A 17,360-nucleotide genomic window follows, 5' to 3' on the forward strand; every position below is an offset into this window, starting at 1 on the left:
CTTTCCCTACATTATCCTTTATTATCGTACCACGAATCACCCCTTTTTTATATGACTCGAGCCCATTTTCCCAAAAATAATCTTCTATATAATCCCAATTTACATAATAAAGAACTGAATCCCTTAGAAGGACCCAGTTCTTTTTTTACCCGTTGATTCTTTTGTTGATTTCTTCTGCAATTAACCCACCATGAAATCTTCCATTTTCAATGAAAATTTCGTTGGCGTTGTTACCAGCTGCAATGACCCCTGCAATGAAAATACCTTCTACATTTGTTTCCATTGTTTGTTCATCAAATGCTGGGCGGCCTGATTCTGGATCGATTGTTACACCCATTTTTTCTAAAAATGAATGATCAGGATGATAACCTGTCATCGCAAACACATAATCACTTTTCACTCGATCCGTTTGGCCCTGCTGGTTTGTAAAGACAATATCCTGTTCTGTGATTTCCTTCACCTCTGCACCGAACTCCATTCGAATGGTTCCATTTCGAACAAGCGCTTCAAACTCTGGTAAAATCCAAGGTTTGATGCTGGATGAATATTCAGTTCCTCTATATAAAACCGTCACCCTGCTTCCGCATTTCACAAGTTCCAGGGCAGCATCAACACTAGAGTTCTTCCCGCCGATCACCGTCACATCTTTATCAAAGTAGGGGTGTCCTTCTTTAAAATAATGATACACATGAGGAAGGTCTTCCCCTTTCACATTCATATAGTTAGGATGATCATAGTAGCCAGTCGCAATCACAACATAGTCACATGTATAGTCGTCTTTTGATGTATTTACCGTAAAACGGCCATCTTTTTTCGTCACAGCGTTTACCTTTTCAAAAGCATTCACACGAAGGCTTTTTCGTCTGACCACCTCTCGGTAATAGGAAAGCGCCTGAATACGAACGGGTTTCCGATTTTCAGTGATAAAAGCGACGTCACCGATCTCAAGCTTTTCACTTGTACTGAAGAAGGTTTGGTGTGTAGGGTAATGATAAATACTGTTGACCACATTGCCCTTTTCAATCACAAGTGCATCAATCCCAATTTGCTTGAATGCAATGGCAGCTGATAGACCGCACGGGCCGCCTCCTATTATGATCGCTTTTTCTTGTTTCATTTGTTCCACTCCTGTCGTTTCACTGCAATAACAATTGCTGGGCTGTTTGATTCTTTGCATGATTCCATAAAAAAATCTCCTATTTAAGGATAGGAGATTTTAAGGCGCGATGCAAATAAGTCGCTTAAATCCAGCCTCTGAATCGAGAAGCTTCAGCCATTTTACGTACACCGACCATATATGCTGCTAATCGCATATCAATACGGCGGTTTTGCGCCATTTCATAAATATTATTAAATGATTTCACCATCATATCTTCTAAACGAGTTTCTACTTCTTCTTCTGTCCAGTAGAACCCTTGGTTATTCTGAACCCATTCAAAGTAAGAAACAGTCACTCCACCCGCACTTGCAAGTACGTCTGGAACAAGCAGTACACCACGATCTGAAAGAATTTTTGTCCCTTCCAATGTCGTTGGTCCATTTGCTGCTTCTACGACAATTTTGGCTTTAATGTTCGCCGCATTATCTTCTGTAATTTGATTTTCAATGGCTGCAGGTACTAAGATATCACAATCTAGCTCAAGCAGCTCTTGGTTTGTAATTGTATCATTAAATAATTTAGTGACGGTTCCAAAGCTGTCACGTCGGTCAAGCAAGTAGTCAATATCGAGACCATCTTCATCATACAAACCGCCGTAAGCATCTGAAATTCCTACGATTTTCGCTCCGGCATCATACATAAATTTAGCCAAGTAACTTCCTGCATTTCCGAATCCCTGAACGACAACACGAGCCCCATTGATGTCAATTCCTTTTTTCTTCGCCGCTTCTTTGATACAGATCGTTACACCTTTTGCAGTTGCAGTATCACGTCCATGTGAGCCTCCAAGAACAATTGGTTTTCCTGTAATAAATCCTGGCGAGTTAAATTCATCAATTCTAGAATACTCATCCATCATCCATGCCATGATTTGAGAGTTTGTAAACACATCTGGTGCTGGAACATCTTTTGTTGGTCCAACGATTTGGCTAATTGCGCGAACATAGCCGCGGCTTAGTTTTTCAAGCTCCCTAAATGACATTTCTCTTGGATCACAGATAATACCGCCTTTTCCTCCGCCATAAGGAAGATCCACAATACCACATTTTAAACTCATCCAAATTGAAAGCGCTTTTACTTCTTTTTCAGTAACGTTCGGGTGGAATCGAATTCCGCCTTTTGTTGGACCGACAGCATCATTATGCTGCGCACGATAACCAGTGAAAATTTTCACCGATCCATCATCCATACGTACTGGAATTTTGACCGTTAATAGGCGAATTGGCTCCTTCAGCAATTCATACACTTCTTGCGGATAGCCCAATTTATCAAGCGCTTTATGTATGACGGTTTGAGTTGACTTTAAAACATCTAGCTTATCTTCTGCGTTATGAGCGGCGTTTTGATCGGCTGCCATTAAAATAAACCCCCTAGAAATCTTTCATGATCTACTGCTCCCTTTCAAGCAATAGTATACACCTTCGTACTGGTAAAGCAAAGGTAAAAAGCGTTTTTTATCAAAATAAAATATCAGCGTTTATAAATATAAAAATGGATATAAAAAAATACTGTTGTTTCATCACAACAGTATTAAATATAATAGAAAAAAGTGATTAAAAATACAGTTGAATCGTTTTCACTGCATCTTCCTGCATGATCACTTTTCCGTATTCTTTTAACCGGTGAATGGTTAATGTCGTCGGTGAACCGAACTCCGCTAAAATAGAAATGACCGTATCTGCAGACAGTTCTTCGAAATCATCTAGGCTGAGAAAATATTGACCTTCATAATGGTAAACTGTACCCCCTAAAAGTCCAATACGACTTAAACTATGGGACAGTTGAATCACATCTTCAAACGAGGCAAATTGATAAAGCACATGCTTGCTCTCGTCGAGCTTGACTTGCATCTCAATGTAATCTTCATCAAACTCATCATCAGCATCTTCCTGCTGACTCTTTGTCACAATGACGACCATCCCCTGCGCCTGAAGAGAAAATACTTCAACAGCAATCGGTCCATTCGCTTCAAAACCGAGCTCCTGATTCGCTTCGTTCATCATGTCTTTAAACAGCTGATGAACTTTGAACGAATCTTTCCAAAGGTCTTCTTTCGTAAGACCTCGGTCTGTCAGATCATCTAGTGTGAGAAAAATTTTGATTTTATTATAATTCAGACGCTCTAGCCGCATAACGTTCCCTCCTGCCTCTTCTAACACACATCATACTGTAGTATATGAGATGATGAGTCATAGGTTCTTAATTTTGTATTCAGTTTACACTGTGTCAAGACGGAAGACAAGCATGAAGCTATGCTTACGGTGACTTTTATGGAAAATATTGATGGGGCATCAACTTACCGCGTTTTTAGCGGCATTAAATAGATCAGATGGGTTTCTGGTTCTGCTCCAAGACGCATCGGAATCTTTGTTGTTCCGTAACCATTACTAATCAGAAAGAAAGCACCTTTGACTTGGCCTGTTCTTCCTTTTTCATACGGACCAAATTTCCCAATGCGAATTTGACCCCCATGGGTATGACCGCTCAAAACGAGATCAATTCCCTCTTCTTCACTCATCAAGTGATGCACATCTGGGTTGTGTGATAAAAGGATATTCACATCTTCTTTGACAAACTCCGGCCGTATCGCTTCATAATCTGCTTTTTCAAGCCGGATATCATCGATTCCGCCTATTTTAATGGGCTGTCCTTCAAAATTCCACACAGCCGTCTCATTTTGCAATGTCGTCACCTGATAGGTATGGAGGATGTCTTTGAGTTTTTGCTGATGCAGCTCATGGTCGTTATTCCCCCACACAAAATACACCGGGGCAATCCTTGCTAAACGTTTCACATTTTCTTCAACTCTAGCATAAGGGACTCCCTTTTCAGCTAAGTCCCCGCCGATCATAATGACATCAGGCTGCTGCTCTTTTACTTCCGCTAATAAAGTATCACTAATTAGACGGCGATGGGTATCAGAAATAAAGAAAATGACTGCAGGTCGATCTGACTGAAGTCCTTCTATTGTAAAGTAATGCTTTTTGATGTTGTTTTGTTTTGCCGTTTTCACCATTTTCGCTGTTACACACACACCTGTTGTCACAGCCGCTATGGCAGCAGTAAATCCGATGGCATATTTCATTATGAATGACTCCCTTGTATCAGCTTTCTTTTATAAGACGCTTGAATGAAAAAAGACGTTTCAACTGTTTAAACGTCTTTTGCTCATTTATTTACTTTCATAATAGAGATTGATATCATATTGCGTCTGCATGAAGTGGAAAACGGCCTCGCGCTCTTTCCATTGATTTGATTGAGGCCATAAATCTGTGCTTTTCTGTATAATTTCACATCTGAGCTTATGATATTCATCCTCAGCCTTTTCTTCTTTTTTCTTATAATAATACGATGCGTAAAAAGCAAACACTTCAGCCATGATCCAAAACAGAAACACCTCATGGCCAAGCAATGTGGCAATCATCGCTTCCGGCTGCAGGGAGCCCCCGCTATTAGCTGTTATCACAAAATAAAACAGAAGAATCGCAAGTGATAAAAGGGCTGTCCATTGCCACCTTTTGCATTGTTTTGCAAACCCCTCGTATTTGCGCTTCCTTTTGATCAATGTTTCAATCATTTTCTGTGTCGGCTGATCCATATAGCGGCTGATTGCGTGCAATGTCATCACATACACCCTTGTCCCTTTTTTCTACATATGTATGTGCTTTTCGATTCATTCATGTCAAATATTAATTTTCTAATGGGATATTCAATACTTGTCCGCTGTACACGCTATTTCCTTTTAAATGATTGTAAGCTCGAATTTTCTCTTCCCCTGATCGGTTTTGATAATACTTCATGGAAATTCGATACAAGTTTTCCTCTGGTCCAACAGTATGCTGCACGACACGAACAGGTTTTTCTTCCTGCTTCTTCTTCTCTTCTGCTTCTTTTCGCTTTTTCTCTTCCTGCTGTTTTTGAAGAGCGAGCTGTTGCTGCTCACGCTTTTTTGCAGCTTCGGCCTTTTCACGCTCAGCCTTCTCTTTAGCGGCTTGTTCTTTTTTCTTTTGCTCTGCTTTTTCTTTTGAACGCTGCTTTTCTTTATCAGCATCTTTCTTTTTCTTCTCATCATCAGACGCATCCGCTTTGTCAGCGCTTGAATCATTTTTTGTTTCAACAAGTGCTGACGGGACTGGATCTGTGTCAGCACTCGATGTTTTATCAATATAAACACCTTGATTGTTGTTATCGTTAATTTCCTTTGATGTGTAATAAATCAACAGGAAGAAAACCGTGACGACAATAATAGGAAAGATAATAGCCAGTGTCGTAAACAATGGATTACGCACCTTTTTGGTTCGCTGCTTTTTATATTCATGAAAATCTTCTCGTGTAGGAAAGTGAGAGTCATCTGAAGGATGCACTTTTTCTTCTTCAAGATTTTCCTCTACATCATCATGGATGTTTGTCAGCTGCTGCTTTTTTCTCTTCATTCTCGACATTTCTTCCATGTTCATCCCTCCCCCAATATTTAAAACGAATTTGACATGCAAAGACTAGGTCAATGACAAAGTGTGTCATGACAGGAACGAATAAATTTCCTGTCCACTCGTATAAAAGTCCTAAAAAAATACTAATAGAAACCACAAGGATAAACAAGAGTATTTTTGACAAGTAGCGAAAGTGAAGAAGTGCAAACACAATGCTTGCAATCTCCAGTCCAAATTGCTGCTGAACGATCCCGCGAAATAAAATTTCTTCTGAAAAGGCAATGAGCAGCGTTAACCAAACAATATGCAGAATGCTGCGGTTTTTGAACATTTTTTCATTTAATCCGCCATCATCGTACATATGAGCTGGAAACACCTTCATGACAATAGCGTCAACAATAATCACAAGCAAAGCGCCGCCAATTCCGTAAGTCAGGATACGCATATCTCGGATCTGCCATAGGGCTGTAAAATCAGTCCAATGATCAAACATAAACATCCCTAGTAAAAAAGAGACAATCAGCATGAGCAGCTGTGTAAAATACAACTGTTCTACTACTTGTCGATCGGTTAATTTTTCAATAATACGGCGATGTTGTTCAATCAATGCTGCGCCTCTTTTGTCAGATGAAATAGACGATCCAGCTCGGTCTTCCAGTGTTTCATTTCATTCAGCTCCAATGGTTGATCTTTTTTTTCGTAATCAGACAGGTCAAGTCCGCATGAAGAACAGCAGTTCCCAAAGGAAGCGTCCTCCGTTAGATCAAGCTGCTCATCAAAGTATGATAACAAAGATTGCCTAAAGCAGCGATGGCCAGTGATATGCTCTTTAAACTGCCACACTTTTTTTAGCTTTTCTGTTTGTCTATCCTGCAGCTTTTCTTTCAGCTTCTTCATGAGCAAACGGGGCTGTTCAGTTTGGTACATCATGTAATAATGCGAGAGCATTCGCGCACGCGTCTCCTGAAGCCCTGCTTCCATCAATTGTTCACGTAATTTCTTTTCATCATTTATCGGCATTTGTGATACTCGGGCTAAGAAAAAATCAATTTCTGGATCATCAAAACCTTCTGCTTGAATCAAATGACTTTGAATATCCGCATCCTCTTCTGTATATAAAAGAACGCTCACACTATTTTTACCGTCCCGTCCAGCTCTTCCAATTTCCTGCATAAATGCTTCAATTGACTGAGGCGGACTCATATGAATCACAAAGCGTATATTTGCTTTATCAATTCCCATTCCAAAAGCACTTGTACAGCAAATGAGATCAATTTGACCACTGATAAATTGCTGCTGGATCAGCATGCGGTCCCCTGACTCCATTCCGCCATGATAAAACTCTACACGTTGATGCGTTTTTTGTTTCACCAAACGTGAAATATCTTCTGTCATTTGCCGGGTCGGACAATAAATCAGCCCAGGCCCTTGAAGGGTTTCCACAAGCTCAAGTGCTCGTTTCTCTTTAGCTTCTTTCGTTTCATGCGCCTCTTTTAATAGTGCAATATTCGGCCGGTTGACTGAATGAATATGAACATCTGGATGCTCTAGCCGCAACGTTTGCACAGTATCTTTTAAGGTTTGTTTCGTCGCAGTTGCCGTTAGTGCTAAGGCGACAGGATTGCCGAGCGCTTCTCTCCATTCTCCAAGCTTGGAGTATTCCGGGCGGAAATCATGTCCCCATTCCGATATACAGTGAGCTTCATCTACAACGAATAGACCCACATGCATCGCTTTGAGCTGCTCTACCAATACCTCTGACATAAGCGCTTCAGGTGCGACAAATAAAAATTTATATGATGGCAAATGCCGAATAATATGTCTTCTTTCCTGAAAGGACAGTGTACTGTTAAGCGCAGCCACTCGCTTTTCACCGCGCATTTTCATGCGTTCTACTTGATCTTCCATGAGTGATAAAAGAGGTGAAATGATCAGCACTAACCCGTCTGTCAAATAGCCCGGAATTTGATAACAAAGGGACTTCCCGCCACCAGTAGGAAGCATGGCAACCGTATCTTTTTGTTGAAGTACACTTCGAATAATGTCCTCCTGACCTGTTTTGAAGGCATCATAACCAAAATATCGCATCAGCGTCTGATGAAGCTTATCCATTTGCTTTCACCATCCTTGTCAATGCCAATCGTATTTGAAAATAAGTAAATGAATGCTCGAGACTTTCTTTGATCAGCTTCATCTTGTTGGTTTGGAGCTCACCAGCTACCTCATGTATCGCCTTTTGAGCTTCACTGCTGACATATGGTTCGATCGAGAAGCTCGGCTCATGTATCGAGAGCTCCACAATATGATCTTCGATTGTCGCTTTTTTTAATGAACGAATATGAGCAATTTGATCAATACTGAACCCTTTTTGTACAAGCTCAAGCGTTTTATGGGTAGAGGTGGTCAGCACACGTTTGAATTGAAGATCATCTATCATGCGCTGGATGATCGGTGCCTCACCTTTTTGCGCACATTGAATAAAATAATGGAGCACATTCCAAAAACGCAAGTAAACATACCATACATCTTCTTTCATCCATTCCGCCATTTGCTGGTACGTACGTCCGATTCTTTCATTTGAAGTCAATGAATAAACAAAAAGCAGTGCCTCTTGATCAGTTAAATGAGCAAGAAGTGTTTCAAGCTCATGATGGATATCTTCAGAAAGCTTTTTCTTCTGGTGATATTGCGAGAAAAAGGATTTCGTCCAGCTTTGAACCGATACATCTCTTTGAATCGGTGCATATTGTTGTGACCCCGCTGCATGATGTGAAAGGACTTGCACAAGTAAAGACAGCCTCATCCATAACACCTTTGCTTTATCATGATACTTGGCACCATCAAAGTAAATTGGCATCGGTTTTTCAGTGAAACACTGCCTGAGCATACTTATTCCTGCATCTGTGGCGATGAATGTATCCCCTGTCTTTCTGATGAAGTGCTGCTCTTTTAGCCTTTGCACAGAGCGGTTCAGCTGATCCCTCGTAAAAGCTGGATAGCAGCCGAAGTAGCTAGAAAGCTGAAACAAACTTGCATCCTGTATCGTTTGTGATGATTTTTTCCCTTTAAAAAGATGGTAGACAGCACTAATGGAGCGTTCGCCGTTCAATTTATGTACGCTGTCCATCAACATGACATCCAAGTAATGAATCGTCATTGACCAAAGCACCTGTCTTCCTGACAAAATTCGAATATTTTCTCCCTTTATTTTAACAGATTTCATTGAAGAAGAAATGTTTAAACTCAATTAATGGGGGAAAGTTATGAACAAACCCTTATGTGATAAGCATTCTCAATCACTTTACAGTTGAAATGTGAATTTAAAATCATTACAATAAGGTTTGAGGAAATTGGTTTTTTATCGGTGAAACTAAAAAGGTTAAACCATTTGTTCCATCGAACAATCTGGGAGGTATTTTTTTAACATGGCAAAATATACAATTGTAGACAAAGACACATGTATTGCTTGCGGCGCATGCGGTGCAGCTGCTCCAGACATTTATGATTATGATGATGAAGGCATTGCATTTGTCACGCTTGATGACAATCAGGGGACTGTAGAAGTTCCAGAAGTACTTGAAGAAGATATGCTTGATGCATTTGAAGGTTGCCCAACTGACTCAATCAAAGTTGCGGACGAAACTTTCGATGGTGATCCACTTAAGCATGAATAGGATAAAAGCCCCTTTAAAAGGGGCTTTTTTTATATTAACTATTTTGAAGTCGGCGTTTATTTTCAAACCATGGACGCATTTTGACAAAAATGAAACTAAAGACGATGGTGATGATGATTCCTTTAATCAGGTTAAAAGGCAAGATCCCTGCTGTAATGGTTGCCTTTAGCACATGATCTGACAGGACGGGTGCATTCAAAAACCATGTATAAGCAGGAAGGAACAAGAAATAGTTTAAGATGCTCATCATGACTGTCATGAGTAATGTTCCGAGGATCATGGACCATGCTAACCCTCTTGCTGATTTAATCTTTTTAAAAATAAAAGCCACCGGTAAGATGAATAGTACACCTGCTGTAAAATTCGCTACTTGATCCACAGGCACACCGGACATGCTACCATGAATGAGGTAGTGCAGTAAATTCTTTAAAGCTTCAACAGCAATCCCAGCACCTGGCCCATAAATTAAAATCGCAATAATCGCAGGAATATCACTAAAATCAATTTTTAAATACCCAGGCAGCCCAGGGAAAGGGAAATTCAATAACATTAATACAAATGCGATACTGCTAAGCATGCTGATGACAACTAAACGTTTTACTTTACTTTGATTCAATATTCTCTCTCCTTTTCGATCAAATCTTTCGAAAAGAGGATTGTTCAATTTTAGCCACAAAAAAACCGCTCTGAATACATACACAGGAGCGGGAAATTTAGGCTACACAAATAAACGTATAAACAGACATGTTTTCAACGTTTACGAACCTCCATCTTCTCCCATCCAGACTATACTGTCGGCTTCGGAATCACACCGAATCCTGCCAAAAAAGGCTCGCGGGCTTAGAGACTATGCCTCATCACCGCCGGTAGGGAATTACACCCTGCCCCGAAGATTGATCATTATTCAATTCGACATCATTATATATGATATATGAGCATTTGTACAGATAAAAATCCTGAGCAATTTCATCAGTTTTAAGAAATCGTAAAAAACCTAAAATTTATAATGACAAATGCGTAAAAATTGGGTATCTTTTGTTTAAAGGTGTCCATTCTTGATCAAGACACTAAAAAATGTTCGTGTTTTCTTTTTCGCTTTACTGCTTTAATTTGATTGACACAGTGAAAAGGAATATGGTAAATTATCAGATATTTATGACGTTTATTTTAGGAGGAAATCTTACGATGTTTCGAGTATTAGTCTCAGATAAGATGAGCAATGATGGTCTTTTACCACTATTAGAATCAGATTTTGTTGAAATTGTTCAAAAAAATGTAACAGAAGCAGAAGATGAATTACACACGTTTGATGCCTTACTTGTCAGAAGTGCCACAAAAGTGACAAAAGAACTTTATGAAAAAATGACTTCATTAAAAATTGTTGGCCGTGCCGGTGTGGGAGTCGACAACATTGACATTGATGAAGCAACAAAACATGGTGTGATTGTCATCAATGCACCAAATGGGAATACGATTTCAACGGCAGAGCATACGTTTGCGATGATCTCATCTCTCATGCGTCATATTCCTCAAGCGAATATTTCTGTTAAATCAAAAGAATGGAACAGAGGCGCATATGTCGGTGCTGAGCTTTACGGAAAATCTCTTGGGATTGTTGGCTTAGGCAGAATTGGAAGTGAAATCGCCCAGCGTGCAAGAGCATTTGGCATGACCGTCAACGTATTTGACCCTTTCCTCACAAAAGAACGTGCCGAAAAAATTGGTGTCAATGCAAAATCACTTGATGAAGTGCTTGAAGTATCAGATATTATTACGGTACATACACCTTTAACAAAAGAAACTAGAGGACTTCTCAATAAAGAAACAATCGCAAAAACGAAAAAAGGTGTTCGTCTAGTGAACTGTGCACGCGGCGGTATCATTGACGAACGCGACCTTCTTGAAGCACTTGAAAATGGTCATGTCGCAGGGGCTGCTCTCGATGTATTTGAAGTAGAACCACCTACTGAGAATCCACTTGTGGATCATCCAAACGTCATTGCCACTCCGCATCTTGGTGCATCTACAAAAGAAGCACAATTAAATGTAGCGGCACAAGTCTCTGAAGAAGTTCTTCAATTTGCAAAAGGACTCCCGGTCATGTCATCTATTAATCTACCAGCGATGACAAAAGACGAGTTCAAGAAAATCCAGCCTTATCATCAATTTGCAGGAAAACTTGGACGTCTTGTTTCTCAATCGATGAGAGAACCTGTAAAAGAAGTCAGCATTTCATATGAAGGATCTATCGCAAAACTCGAAACATCATTTATTACAAAAAGTCTGCTTTCTGGCTTTTTGAAAGAGCGTGTCGATTCGACTGTAAATGAAGTCAATGCTGGTATGGTGGCAAAAGAACGCGGCATTAGCTTTAGCGAGAAAATTTCTTCAAGCGAATCTGGCTATGAGAACAGCATTTCCATTGAAGTCAAAGGTGACCTTTCCACCTTTACATTAAAAGCAACGTATATCCCGCATCTAGGTGAACGTGTCGTTTCTATTAATGGTTTCAATATTGACTTTTACCCAGATGGACACCTTGTCTATATTCAGCACACTGACGCACCTGGTGTGATCGGTCAAGTTGGAAAGATTTTAGGCGACCACGATGTGAACATTGCGACAATGCAAGTAGGCCGTAAAGAAAAAGGCGGCGAAGCCATCATGATGCTTTCTTTTGATAAGCACCTTGAAGATGAAATTGTCCAAACGTTAACTAAAGTGAGCGATATTCTTTCTGTACGTCTGATTGACCTATAAAAAAATGGTAAACCTCATGCTTTTGCATGAGGTTTATTTTGTTGAAACGATTAAACGTTCACCTGTACGTATGAGATTCTTTGTCAGTGCATTGATTTTCTTCAATTGATCAACGGTCATTTGATGTGCTTTAGCAATGGACCAGAGCGTGTCCCCTCGTTGTATGACATATGTATGTTTCTCATATCCATCTACATGAAGGGCTGGCTCTTGGAAACGATCTCTTGCAATGATTGTGAGCGGATCTACTGCATCTTCTTTACTAACTGACCAATTACCCCTGTGCACCTCAAAATGCAAATGAGTGCCCCTAGAAGCGCCTGTGTTGCCTATGATGCCGATCGGCTGCCCTGTTTGTACATGGTCACCATTCTTTACAAAACGCGCATTTAAATGCGCATAGACGGTTTCATATCCATTTGGATGCCGAATAAATACAACTTCACCATATGTAGCAGATACATAGGAACGAGTAACCACACCTTCGCTAGCAGCAAAAATGGATTCTCCTTCTGGTGCAGCAATGTCTAACCCCTTATGCGAACCACCTCTTGTCCCAAACAAATCAGTGACTTCACCTTTGATTGGTTCCACCCACTCGGTTGTTTTCTCTGCATGGGCAAACGGTGATAAGGTCAAGAACAAGAAACAGCTAGCACATATGTAGCAATACCTTTTCATCAGTGACTTCCCTTCTTTGAAGTTCTTTTCATGACAGCTTAGTATACCTCAAGGAAGCCCTTTTCTATACATGAAAAAAGAACGCAATAAGTTGCGTCCTCAGATTGTTGACAAAGGGCTAAAATGAACTTGATTTTAGCCCTTTGTCTTCTTTTCAGCGTGATAGAAAACCTTTGCAGTCTAGAAAGGACGAGCACCGGAGCGCAGGACTGACAAAGAATGCGAGGGTTTGTCTACACGCTGAGAACGCAATAAGTTGCGTCCTTTAGCGTTCTTTGATAACAACTGGGTTTGGCAGTGCCGGTACCTCTAGCGGTTCTTTTAATTCATATGGGCCTACTTGATCTGTTCCTGCATTTTGTATCGTGACATCTGTAAAACCGAAATCTTTCGCTGTGAGCAGCAGTCCTTCAATAAGTAAAATATGATCAATTGAGTCCGTTAATTGTGCTGATGCTCCAAACGTGATGGTTGCATGTTTTCCTTTTGATGTCACTTTTTTAATAGGCTCTTCTTTAATGAGTGGATCGAGTCCTGCATCATTCGCCCGCTTCATCGCCTCTACTGCATCTTTATAAGAAGGATAATCATCTTTTGACGGCACCAAAAATGTCCCACTCTTATTTTCTAAAACGTAGTAAGCGTGCTTTGTTTGTTTATTAATTGAAATGGTACCAAGACGGCCATTCGTCCCTAATTGAAGGTGCGAGCCATTGACAGACTTGACCTGTACTTGTTTATATTGGCTCCATTTTAACGTTTCTTTGACCATGTCTTTAAAACGGTTGGCTTCTTTTAATGTATCAAGAGACAAATCATTTTTCAGCTGAAAAATCAGTGTATCCCCTTTTTCACTCACATCCACCATATCCATATAAGCTTGAAGAGGTTTTGTCATTTCAGGCAGCTCCAATTTTTCATATGTATCAAGAAGCGCCTGCACATTATCATGCTTATTTTCTTTTTGAATACTGATTGGGACAACTTGAGAAGTCGATTCATCTATGTATGAAATCGTCATATACTTTTCTTTGTCAGATGCGTAAGCAACATGTGAAGGATCATTTGTGTTTTTTACCGCCTCTAATGTAGCGTTCACCTGTCCTTTTTCAGCACTCGAATCCATTTTCAATTTCTTTATATCTTGAGCAGCCGGCTGAAATAAATGAGGAGAAATCAAAAACGCCATAAATAAGACCACAACGGTTGCGACCGCTGGACCGATCCATCTGGCACTTTTCTTTTTCTTCCCGCTTGCCATCAGCATTTGCTGGTAAATCTGCTTAGATGAACGGTTGTCCTCCACCTTTGGAAGCTGACTGAGTAATACTTTAATTCGTTCTTCGCTCCAATTGGACCTGTTCGTTTTCATTCACTAGCTCCTCCTTCAAAAGCTCCATATGTTTTCGGAGCACTTTCAGGCCTCGGTGCTGCGTTGTTTTGACTTTGCTTTCCGAGAACTTTAGCGCCTTGGCCGTCTCCATGATTGAGTAGCCTTGGATAAACCTTAAAATGATGACGGCTCGTTGATCAATGGTGCAATGATCAAGTGCGGCATAAATTTCTTTGATAATTTCATCCTGTACAGCCAATTCATCTGGGAGCAGGTCTGGATCTTTTACATCCTGTTTATCCCAATCAAACGTGCCGAGCACCCGTTGTCTGATGGTTTGCTGTTTGCGAAACCAGTCAATTGCCACATGCCTTGCAATTGAAAACAGCCATGTTTTCTCGCTGCTTCTTCCTTCAAAAGTTTTATATGAGTGAAGTACCCGAATGTAAACCTCCTGCACGAGATCCTCTGCCTGATTTTTATCTTTTACCATATAAAATAAAAATTGGTACAAATCTTGATGGTACGAATCATATATTTTTTGAAAGGTTTCATGCATAGGAAACCCCTCCGTTCACTTATTTTTGTCGAGTGACTCTCACAAAACGTTACATTACAACTTTATGACAAATATATTACAAGATCGACAATTTGGAAAGGGCTTTTAGTTTAACTTCTCCTTAAAAATATGAAAATAGAAAAAACACTTCATTTTCTTTCGAAAAGAAGTGTTTCTCATGTAACAAGATTCTTCGTCAAGATTAGACGAGTTCCTGCTTTTTTTTCGGAATATAGAAAGTGAAGTGAGTACCTGTTCCAGCTTTACTATGTGCATGAATGGAGCCTTGATGTGCTTCTACGATGTTTTTCACAATCGCAAGACCCAGCCCCGTACCGGAACGTCCTCTTGTTCTTGCTTTATCTGCTTTATAGAACCGTTCAAAAATAAACGGGAGATCCTCTTCAGGAATGCCGCTTCCCGAATCTTTCACATCCATCTTGAGCCCATTTTCCACCGATTGAACTGAGAAGTGAACTTCTCCGCCTTCTGGTGTATGACGAATGGCATTATCGATGAGATTTGTAAAAACCTGTTCTATTTTATCTGGATCAAATACAAAATACGGTTCTTCTACTTGAATTTCATACGTCAGGTTGATTTGTTTTTCTTTCGCAATTCCAAGGAATTTACGGTAGATTTTTTCAGTCAGCTCTTCTGTATCAGTTGATTCAAGATTCAGTGTAATATGACCAGCTTCCATACGTGCGAGATCGAGAAGATCATTCACAAGACGCCCCATTCGAAGTGATTCGTCATAGATAATTTGGGCAATCTCTTTCTTTTCCTCTTCTGATCCGGCAATGTCATCGACAATCGCTTCACTATAGCCCTGCAGCATAGCAATAGGTGTACGGAGTTCATGACTGACATTTGCAATGAAGTCTTTTCTTAGCTTATCCAGTCTTCTCTCTTCTGTCATATCGCGAAGCACCGCAACCGCCCCTCTGACATCTTGCTGGTTATAAAGCGGAGACATGAGAAGAACCCAAGTACGCCCTTGCAGCGTGACTTCGATCATTTGCTCTTTTTCCGTACTGACGGCAGTATGAAACAATTCACGCGCTTCTGGCGGCAGTTCATCCCCATCTTTGATCTTCATATTTTGCTCGTAATACCAAGCCTGCAAGAATCTTTCTGCAGGAGGATTTGTCATGAGGATCGTTCCATCAATATTGATCGTGATGACACCGTCTGCCATACTGCTCAGAATGTTGGACAAATGTTCTTTTTCTTGATTTAAAGCGGTTATATGAAATTTAAGCTGCTTACCCATTTGATTAAAGGCGATCGCCAGTTCCCCAATTTCATCTTGCGTTAAAATAGGAATCTTTGTATCAAATTTCCCTTTCGCCAAATCTTGTGCTCCCTCTCTCATCTTTCTGAGAGGGTAGGTGACACGAGTGGATAAGAAGAAAGCGAAAATTGTCGTCAGCACAATCGCAATTCCGGCTGCGAGGAAGATATAACGCGTCGTATGTTTTGTTGTCTGCTCTACAGCGAGGAGGGATTGAGAAAGAAAGACCATCCCTTTCTTTCCGTTCGCCTCGTAAGGAACACCTACTACAATGCGCTCATCCTTCTGATTGCCTGTATCAGATTCAGCTCGTTTACTGATTTTTTTTCGTTGTGTCAGTGCTTTGTTCAAATCTTTGTCTGCTTCAATTTGTTCTTTTGTGATCGCAGGAAGCTTCCCGCCTTTTTCAGACGAATACCATTCTAGTCCATCCTCTTGAACAATCGCGATACTTGTCAATTTATCAGCTAGTTCTGATGTAATCGATCTTGCAAGTGATTGATCCTCATGGCTTTCTAAAATGACTGCTACTTTGTTGGCCATTTGTGTTAAATCAGACTTTGCTTCTTCCACATGGTAATTCTCAATGAACTCTAAAAGAAGCACAGTTAAAATCGATAAAACAATGAGCACGAGGAAAAGAATGGTTAACCATAGCTTTCCTACGACACTTTTCCACAGCTTCATTCAGCGCCGACCTCAAATTTGTACCCGACACCCCATACTGTCACGATTTTTTTCGCTGCTTCTGGTGACACTTTATTTAGTTTTTCGCGAAGCCTTTTGACGTGGGTATCCACTGTTCTCAGATCCCCAAAGAATTCATACTGCCACACTTCTTTGAGAAGCTTTTCCCTGTCATAGACCTTATCCGGCGTTTTTGCCAAGAAGTACAAAAGTTCGTATTCCTTCGGCGTGAGGCTGACTTCTTTTCCATCTGCTGTGACCCGGTGTGCATCATGATCAATGGATAGATGAGAAAACACGAGAACATCTTTTGTGGTTGTTCCAGTATTAAGGTATGACGTTTGCGACGATCTTCTTAGCAGTGCTTTCACACGAAGAACCACTTCACGCGGGCTGAAAGGTTTAACGATATAATCATCCGTTCCTGCCTCAAAGCCTTGCACACGGTTAGCTTCCTCACCTTTTGCTGTCAGCATAATAATTGGTGTGGCTTTTTTATCTCGGATTTGATTACACACTTCAATCCCATCTGTCCCAGGCATCATTAAATCAAGCAAAATGAGGTCATAATCGGTTTGAAGTCCTTTTTGAATAGCTTCATCCCCATTTTCCGCTTCATCAATTTCATAATTTTCCCGTTCTAAATACATTTTTAAAAGGCGGCGAATTCTTGCCTCGTCATCGACGACTAATATTTTCGTTTGAGTTGTGTGTTCCATTAGACAATCCTCCTGCTTTCTCCGTTGTTACATACATTTTAACAAAAAGCCGAATCGAATC

Annotated in this window: 17 protein-coding genes and 1 riboswitch; of the genes, 2 read left to right on the forward strand and 15 right to left on the reverse strand. The window is 40.4% G+C overall.

The features are described 5' to 3' along the window. Nucleotides 1-145 precede the first annotated feature (145 nt). From ACNO7B_RS10455 to ACNO7B_RS10495, 9 genes are all read right to left on the reverse strand, one after another. Entirely contained in the window at nucleotides 146-1,117 is a 972-nt protein-coding gene (locus ACNO7B_RS10455; protein WP_024718498.1) for a YpdA family putative bacillithiol disulfide reductase, read from the reverse strand. Nucleotides 1,118-1,241: 124 nt separating this feature from the next. Next, complete coding sequence (locus tag ACNO7B_RS10460; RefSeq protein ID WP_007500982.1) at nucleotides 1,242-2,516, reverse strand: Glu/Leu/Phe/Val family dehydrogenase; 1,275 nt, start codon at nucleotides 2,514-2,516, stop codon at nucleotides 1,242-1,244. A 196-nt stretch (nucleotides 2,517-2,712) separates the two neighbouring features. Beyond that, complete coding sequence (locus ACNO7B_RS10465) at nucleotides 2,713-3,291, reverse strand: genetic competence negative regulator (RefSeq protein ID WP_007500984.1); 579 nt, start codon at nucleotides 3,289-3,291, stop codon at nucleotides 2,713-2,715. A gap of 164 nt (nucleotides 3,292-3,455) precedes the next feature. Beyond that, nucleotides 3,456-4,244: a metallophosphoesterase gene (locus ACNO7B_RS10470; RefSeq protein WP_017367513.1), complete on the reverse strand. Its 789-nt coding sequence runs from the start codon at nucleotides 4,242-4,244 to the stop codon at nucleotides 3,456-3,458. Between the two features lie 87 nt (nucleotides 4,245-4,331). Next, nucleotides 4,332-4,784 (reverse strand): DUF2663 family protein, encoded by a 453-nt coding sequence (locus ACNO7B_RS10475; protein ID WP_007500988.1) that lies wholly within the window; start codon nucleotides 4,782-4,784, stop codon nucleotides 4,332-4,334. Nucleotides 4,785-4,848: 64 nt separating this feature from the next. Beyond that, a complete protein-coding gene (locus ACNO7B_RS10480) occupies nucleotides 4,849-5,610 on the reverse strand; it encodes a LysM peptidoglycan-binding domain-containing protein (protein ID WP_017367515.1) in 762 nt (253 codons plus the stop codon). Further along, nucleotides 5,555-6,196 (reverse strand): CPBP family intramembrane glutamic endopeptidase, encoded by a 642-nt coding sequence (locus ACNO7B_RS10485; protein ID WP_017359770.1) that lies wholly within the window; start codon nucleotides 6,194-6,196, stop codon nucleotides 5,555-5,557. The genes ACNO7B_RS10480 and ACNO7B_RS10485 overlap by 56 nt, the downstream gene beginning before the upstream one ends. Then, nucleotides 6,193-7,701 carry a RecQ family ATP-dependent DNA helicase gene (locus ACNO7B_RS10490; protein ID WP_048001874.1) on the reverse strand — a complete coding sequence of 503 codons (1,509 nt, stop codon included), beginning with the start codon at nucleotides 7,699-7,701 and terminating at the stop codon, nucleotides 6,193-6,195. The genes ACNO7B_RS10485 and ACNO7B_RS10490 overlap by 4 nt, the downstream gene beginning before the upstream one ends. After that, on the reverse strand, nucleotides 7,694-8,746 hold the full coding sequence (locus tag ACNO7B_RS10495; RefSeq protein ID WP_058214015.1) for a helix-turn-helix domain-containing protein: 1,053 nt from the start codon (nucleotides 8,744-8,746) through the stop codon (nucleotides 7,694-7,696). Before ACNO7B_RS10495 ends, ACNO7B_RS10490 begins: the two co-directional genes overlap by 8 nt. A gap of 268 nt (nucleotides 8,747-9,014) precedes the next feature. Between ACNO7B_RS10495 and ACNO7B_RS10500 the strand changes: the two genes are divergently transcribed. Beyond that, nucleotides 9,015-9,263 carry a ferredoxin gene (locus ACNO7B_RS10500; protein ID WP_008344492.1) on the forward strand — a complete coding sequence of 83 codons (249 nt, stop codon included), beginning with the start codon at nucleotides 9,015-9,017 and terminating at the stop codon, nucleotides 9,261-9,263. Nucleotides 9,264-9,297: 34 nt separating this feature from the next. Here ACNO7B_RS10500 and ACNO7B_RS10505 read toward each other — a convergent pair whose 3' ends face one another. Then, nucleotides 9,298-9,879, reverse strand: coding sequence for an ECF transporter S component (locus ACNO7B_RS10505; RefSeq protein ID WP_008344490.1), 582 nt, complete (start codon nucleotides 9,877-9,879; stop codon nucleotides 9,298-9,300). Between the two features lie 149 nt (nucleotides 9,880-10,028). Beyond that, nucleotides 10,029-10,161, reverse strand: a riboswitch (FMN riboswitch). 287 nt (nucleotides 10,162-10,448) lie between these two features. On the opposite strand from ACNO7B_RS10505, the gene serA reads away from it, so the two are divergent. Further along, on the forward strand, nucleotides 10,449-12,023 hold the full coding sequence (gene serA, locus ACNO7B_RS10510) for a phosphoglycerate dehydrogenase (protein WP_008344488.1): 1,575 nt from the start codon (nucleotides 10,449-10,451) through the stop codon (nucleotides 12,021-12,023). Nucleotides 12,024-12,056: 33 nt separating this feature from the next. Here the strand turns inward: serA and ACNO7B_RS10515 are convergent, their stop codons facing one another. The 5 genes from ACNO7B_RS10515 to ACNO7B_RS10535 form a co-directional block, all read right to left on the reverse strand. After that, nucleotides 12,057-12,704, reverse strand: coding sequence for a M23 family metallopeptidase (locus ACNO7B_RS10515; RefSeq protein WP_008344486.1), 648 nt, complete (start codon nucleotides 12,702-12,704; stop codon nucleotides 12,057-12,059). 265 nt (nucleotides 12,705-12,969) lie between these two features. Beyond that, nucleotides 12,970-14,076: a hypothetical protein gene (locus tag ACNO7B_RS10520; protein ID WP_035702882.1), complete on the reverse strand. Its 1,107-nt coding sequence runs from the start codon at nucleotides 14,074-14,076 to the stop codon at nucleotides 12,970-12,972. Beyond that, nucleotides 14,036-14,596, reverse strand: coding sequence for an RNA polymerase sigma factor SigX (gene sigX, locus ACNO7B_RS10525; protein ID WP_417901485.1), 561 nt, complete (start codon nucleotides 14,594-14,596; stop codon nucleotides 14,036-14,038). The genes ACNO7B_RS10520 and sigX overlap by 41 nt, the downstream gene beginning before the upstream one ends. Before the next feature lie 202 nt (nucleotides 14,597-14,798). Continuing rightward, nucleotides 14,799-16,580 carry an ATP-binding protein gene (locus ACNO7B_RS10530; protein ID WP_008344481.1) on the reverse strand — a complete coding sequence of 594 codons (1,782 nt, stop codon included), beginning with the start codon at nucleotides 16,578-16,580 and terminating at the stop codon, nucleotides 14,799-14,801. Beyond that, on the reverse strand, nucleotides 16,577-17,299 hold the full coding sequence (locus tag ACNO7B_RS10535; protein WP_003215596.1) for a response regulator transcription factor: 723 nt from the start codon (nucleotides 17,297-17,299) through the stop codon (nucleotides 16,577-16,579). Before ACNO7B_RS10535 ends, ACNO7B_RS10530 begins: the two co-directional genes overlap by 4 nt. Nucleotides 17,300-17,360 lie beyond the last annotated feature (61 nt).

Source organism: Bacillus sp. AK25 (genome assembly GCF_048270685.1).
Classification (GTDB): Bacteria; Bacillota; Bacilli; order Bacillales; family Bacillaceae; genus Bacillus; species Bacillus altitudinis.

Coding starts and splice junctions, on each gene's coding strand:
- ACNO7B_RS10455 (WP_024718498.1), bottom strand. CDS start 1,117: ATGAAACAAGAAAAAGCGATCATAATAGGAGGCGGCCCGTGCGGTCTA.
- ACNO7B_RS10460 (WP_007500982.1), bottom strand. CDS start 2,516: ATGGCAGCCGATCAAAACGCCGCTCATAACGCAGAAGATAAGCTAGAT.
- ACNO7B_RS10465 (WP_007500984.1), bottom strand. CDS start 3,291: ATGCGGCTAGAGCGTCTGAATTATAATAAAATCAAAATTTTTCTCACA.
- ACNO7B_RS10470 (WP_017367513.1), bottom strand. CDS start 4,244: ATGAAATATGCCATCGGATTTACTGCTGCCATAGCGGCTGTGACAACA.
- ACNO7B_RS10475 (WP_007500988.1), bottom strand. CDS start 4,784: ATGACATTGCACGCAATCAGCCGCTATATGGATCAGCCGACACAGAAA.
- ACNO7B_RS10480 (WP_017367515.1), bottom strand. CDS start 5,610: ATGGAAGAAATGTCGAGAATGAAGAGAAAAAAGCAGCAGCTGACAAAC.
- ACNO7B_RS10490 (WP_048001874.1), bottom strand. CDS start 7,701: ATGGATAAGCTTCATCAGACGCTGATGCGATATTTTGGTTATGATGCC.
- ACNO7B_RS10495 (WP_058214015.1), bottom strand. CDS start 8,746: ATGACGATTCATTACTTGGATGTCATGTTGATGGACAGCGTACATAAA.
- ACNO7B_RS10500 (WP_008344492.1), top strand. CDS start 9,015: ATGGCAAAATATACAATTGTAGACAAAGACACATGTATTGCTTGCGGC.
- serA (WP_008344488.1), top strand. CDS start 10,449: ATGTTTCGAGTATTAGTCTCAGATAAGATGAGCAATGATGGTCTTTTA.
- ACNO7B_RS10515 (WP_008344486.1), bottom strand. CDS start 12,704: ATGAAAAGGTATTGCTACATATGTGCTAGCTGTTTCTTGTTCTTGACC.
- ACNO7B_RS10520 (WP_035702882.1), bottom strand. CDS start 14,076: ATGAAAACGAACAGGTCCAATTGGAGCGAAGAACGAATTAAAGTATTA.
- sigX (WP_417901485.1), bottom strand. CDS start 14,596: ATGCATGAAACCTTTCAAAAAATATATGATTCGTACCATCAAGATTTG.
- ACNO7B_RS10530 (WP_008344481.1), bottom strand. CDS start 16,580: ATGAAGCTGTGGAAAAGTGTCGTAGGAAAGCTATGGTTAACCATTCTT.
- ACNO7B_RS10535 (WP_003215596.1), bottom strand. CDS start 17,299: ATGGAACACACAACTCAAACGAAAATATTAGTCGTCGATGACGAGGCA.